This window comes from Ruegeria sp. AM4, from assembly GCF_056540665.1.
Map to the genome: position 1 here is coordinate 1 of NZ_JBQFXD010000031.1, position 4474 is coordinate 4474.

The 4474-nt window shown below is 62.4% G+C and carries 3 protein-coding genes; all 3 read left to right on the plus strand.

Annotated elements, in window-relative coordinates; genetic code table 11:
- On the plus strand, positions 1 to 1083 hold a 1083-nt coding region (gcvT, locus tag ACR0JA_RS23570), incomplete at its 5' end, for a glycine cleavage system aminomethyltransferase GcvT (protein ID WP_480580377.1).
- A gap of 17 nt (positions 1084 to 1100) precedes the next feature.
- On the plus strand, positions 1101 to 1466 hold the full coding sequence (gene gcvH / locus ACR0JA_RS23575) for a glycine cleavage system protein GcvH (protein WP_480580379.1): 366 nt from the start codon (positions 1101 to 1103) through the stop codon (positions 1464 to 1466).
- Positions 1467 to 1578: 112 nt separating this feature from the next.
- Positions 1579 to 4434 carry an aminomethyl-transferring glycine dehydrogenase gene (gene gcvP / locus ACR0JA_RS23580; protein WP_480580382.1) on the plus strand — a complete coding sequence of 952 codons (2856 nt, stop codon included), beginning with the start codon at positions 1579 to 1581 and terminating at the stop codon, positions 4432 to 4434.
- Positions 4435 to 4474: the final 40 nt, after the last annotated feature.

The following is a 4474-nucleotide window of genomic DNA, read 5'->3' on the forward strand; positions in this document are numbered from 1 at the left end:
AAACGCACTCCTCTTTATGCGCTACACGTTGAGTTGGGGGGTAAGTTGGTTGATTTTGCGGGTTGGGAGATGCCTGTTCAGTATCCGTTGGGGATAATGGGAGAGCATAAGCAGTGTCGTGAGAAGGCGGCTGTGTTTGATGTGTCTCATATGGGTCAGGTGATTTTGCGCGGTGAGAATGTGGGGGAGAAGCTGGAAGCGCTTTGCCCGCAGGCCTATGCGACGCTGAAGGAAGGCAAGGCGCGGTACGGGTTTTTCACCAATGCCGAAGGCGGGATCATGGATGATCTGATCGTGTCGAACGCGGGCGATCATTATTTTGTGGTGGTGAACGCGGCGTTGCGGCATCAGGACATCCCGCATATGAAAGCGAACCTTGAGGGCGTCGAAGTGATCGAGATCTTCGACCGTGCGCTGGTGGCGGTGCAGGGGCCAAAGGCCGAGGACGTGGTGGGCGCGTTGTGCCCTGCGGCCCGCGACCTGAAGTTCATGGAAACCACGGTGGCGGATATCATGGGTGTCGAATGCCGCATCTCGCGGTTGGGGTACACGGGCGAGGATGGCTACGAGATCTCGATCCCCGAGGACAAGGCGATCGAGATCACCAAGGCGTTTCTGGCGCATGAGGATTGTGAAGCCGCCGGTCTGGGCGCGCGCGACAGCCTGCGGCTTGAGGCGGGTCTGTGCCTTTATGGCAATGACATTGACCAGAGCACCTCGCCGGTCGAGGCATCCTTAGGCTGGGCGATGCAGAAGCGCCGCAAGGAAGAGGGCGGTTTCCCCGGCGCCGAGCGTGTGCAGAAGGAACTGGCCGAGGGTCCCGCCAAAAAGCTGGTGGGCATCAAGCCCGAGGGTCGCGCGCCCGCGCGTCAGGGCGTGGAAATCCAATGCGCAGAAGGCAACACGATCGGTCAGATCACCTCGGGCGTGTTTGGCCCCACGGTGGGTGGTCCGGTGGCGATGGGCTATGTGAGCAAGGGCCATGGCGAACCGGGCGAGGTGGTGAACCTGATCATCCGGGGCAAGCCGCAACCGGCACAGATTGTGGCGCTGCCCTTTGTCACCCAGAATTACAAGCGTTGAAGTCAGGAGAGAGAGACATGGCAACCTATTATTCCGAAGAGCACGAATGGCTGACTGTTGAGGGCGACATCGCCACGCTGGGCATCACCGCGCATGCGGCCGAACAGCTGGGCGACGTGGTGTTTGTCGAACAGCAAGAGGTCGGCGACGAGTTCGAGAAGGATGGCGAGATCGGCGTGATCGAATCCGTCAAGGCCGCGTCCGAGCTTTATGCGCCGGTCGATGGCGAGATTACGGAAGTGAACGAGGCGCTGGCCGACAATCCCGGCGCGCTGAACGAAGACCCCGAGGGCGAGGCCTGGATCTACAAGATCAAGATCGCGGACGCCTCGCAGCTCGAAGATCTGATGGACGAGGCGGGCTACAAGGCCTTCATCGGCTGACACTGCCGGAGCCCTGATATTGGGGCTCCCCAGCTTCATCTTTTTCCAAATACTTCCGCCGGAGGCTCCTGCCGTCTCCGCCGGACCTGACCTATCCTTGAGGAGCGCAATGATGGCCTTCAAACTGACCGATTACGAAGCCTATGACTTCGCCAACCGCCGCCATATCGGGCCCAGCCCGACCGAGATGCGCGACATGCTCAAGGTGATTGGCTTCAAGACGCTGGACGCGCTGATTGATGCCACCGTCCCGCCCGCGATCCGGCAGAAAGAGCCGCTGGACTGGGGTCCGGCGATGACCGAGCGCGATGCGCTCTTTCACATGAAAGAGGTGGCGAGCAAGAACAAGGTTCTGACCTCGCTGATCGGGCAGGGATACTATGGCACCACCACGCCTGCGCCGATCCTGCGCAACATTCTGGAAAACCCGGCCTGGTATACGGCCTACACGCCCTATCAGCCCGAGATCAGCCAGGGCCGGCTTGAGGCGCTGCTGAACTTCCAGACCATGGTCAGCGACCTGACCGGGCTCGATGTTGCCAACGCCTCGCTGCTGGACGAAGCCACAGCCGCAGCCGAAGCCATGGCGATGGCCAAGCGCGGTGGCCGGTCGAAAGCCAACAATGCGGCCTTCTTCGTCGACAAGAACTGCCACCCGCAGACCATTGCGGTGATTAAAACCCGCGCCGAGCCTCTGGGCATTGACGTGCAGGTGGCCGATCCGGACAGCCTCGATGCGGGCGCGGTCTTTGGCGCGATCTTCCAGTACCCGGGCACCCACGGTCACGTGCGCGACTTCACCAACGAGATTGCGGCGCTGCATGAGCACAAGGCGATTGCCATCGTCGCCGCCGACATCCTGTCGCTGGCGCTGCTGAAGTCACCGGGCGAGATGGGCGCGGATATTGCCATCGGCTCGACCCAGCGCTTTGGCGTGCCGATGGGCTATGGCGGCCCGCACGCGGCCTATATGGCGACCACCGACAAGCTGAAGCGGGCGATGCCCGGCAGGATCATCGGTGTGTCGATCGACAGCCGTGGCAACAAGGCCTATCGCCTGGCGCTGCAGACCCGGGAACAGCATATCCGCCGCGAGAAGGCGAACTCGAATGTCTGCACCGCGCAGGCGCTGCTGGCCGTCATTGCCTCGATGTATGCGGTCTATCACGGCCCCGATGGCATCAAGGCCATCGCGCAATCGGTGCACCGCAAGACCTCGCGCATGGCGGCTGGTCTGGAAGAGGCGGGCTTCTCGGTCGAGCCGGAAGTATTCTTTGACACCATCACGGTTGAGGTCGGCCATCTGCAGACCGTGGTGATGGAAGCCGCCGTGGCGCGCGGTGTGAACCTGCGCAAGGTGGGTGAGACGAAAGTGGGCATCAGCCTGGACGAACAGACCCGGCCTGAGACCATCGAGGCGGTCTGGGGCGCCTTTGGCATCGACCGCAAGGATGACAGCTCGAACAAGCAGTACCGCCTGCCGGATTACGCGCTGCGCGAAAGCGCCTATCTGACCCACCCGATCTTCCATCAGAACCGGGCCGAGGCCGAGATCACGCGCTATATGCGCCGTCTGGCCGACCGCGACCTGGCGCTGGACCGGGCGATGATCCCGCTGGGGTCCTGCACCATGAAGCTGAACGCGACGATCGAGATGATCCCGGTCACCTGGCCCGAGTTCGGCAATCTGCACCCGTTCTGCCCGGAAGATCAGGCGCAGGGCTATCACGAGATGATTGCCGATCTGAACGACAAGCTGTGCCAGATCACCGGTTATGACGCGATCTCCCAACAGCCCAACTCGGGCGCGCAGGGCGAATATGCGGGCCTGCTGACCATCCGCAACTATCACTTCGCCCGCGGCGAAGGGCACCGCAATGTCTGTCTGATCCCAACCTCGGCGCATGGCACCAACCCGGCCTCGGCCCAGATGGTGGGCTGGCAGGTGGTGCCGGTGCAGGCGGATGACAAGGGCAATATCGATCTGAATGACTTCCGCGCCAAGGCCGAGAAGCATTCCGATCATCTGGCTGCTTGCATGATCACCTATCCGTCCACCCATGGCGTGTTCGAGACCACCGTGCAGGAGGTCTGCCAGATCACCCATGACCACGGCGGTCAGGTCTATATCGACGGGGCGAACATGAACGCCATGGTGGGTCTGTCGCGTCCCGGTGACATTGGCGGCGATGTCAGCCACCTGAACCTGCACAAGACCTTCTGCATCCCGCATGGCGGCGGCGGCCCCGGCATGGGTCCGATCGGCGTCAAGGCGCATCTGACAGAACATCTGCCCGGCCACCCGGAATACGGCACCGCCGTGGGTCCGGTCTCGGCGGCACCCTTTGGCTCGCCCTCGATCCTGCCGGTCAGCTGGGCCTATGTGCTGCTGATGGGCGGCGCGGGTCTGACGCAGGCCACGAAAGTTGCGATCCTGAACGCCAACTACATCGCGGCGCGTCTGAGCGAGGCCTATCCGATCCTTTACACCTCGGAAACGGGTCGGGTGGCGCATGAATGCATCCTCGACACCCGTCCGCTGGACGAGGCGGCCCATGTCAGCGTTGATGACATCGCCAAACGTCTGGTCGATAGCGGCTTCCACGCGCCGACCATGTCCTGGCCGGTGGCCGGAACCCTGATGGTCGAGCCCACGGAATCCGAACCCATGGCCGAGCTCGACCGCTTCTGCGAGGCCATGCTCTCGATCCGCTCGGAAGCGCAGGACATCATCGACGGCAGGATTGATGCGGAAAACAACCCGCTGAAAAACGCCCCCCACACGGTGCGCGACCTCGTCGGCGACTGGGACCGACCCTACACCCGCGAACAGGCCTGCTTCCCGCCGGGCTCGATGGGCGTCGACAAATACTGGTCCCCCGTCAACCGCGTCGACAACGCATACGGAGACCGAAACCTCATCTGCACATGCCCACCAATGTCAGAATACGAAGACGCCGCCGAATAAAACACAACCAACATAACCCCGCCATACAATCGGCGGGGTT

Coding starts and splice junctions, on each gene's coding strand:
- gcvH (WP_480580379.1), top strand. CDS start 1,101: ATGGCAACCTATTATTCCGAAGAGCACGAATGGCTGACTGTTGAGGGC.
- gcvP (WP_480580382.1), top strand. CDS start 1,579: ATGGCCTTCAAACTGACCGATTACGAAGCCTATGACTTCGCCAACCGC.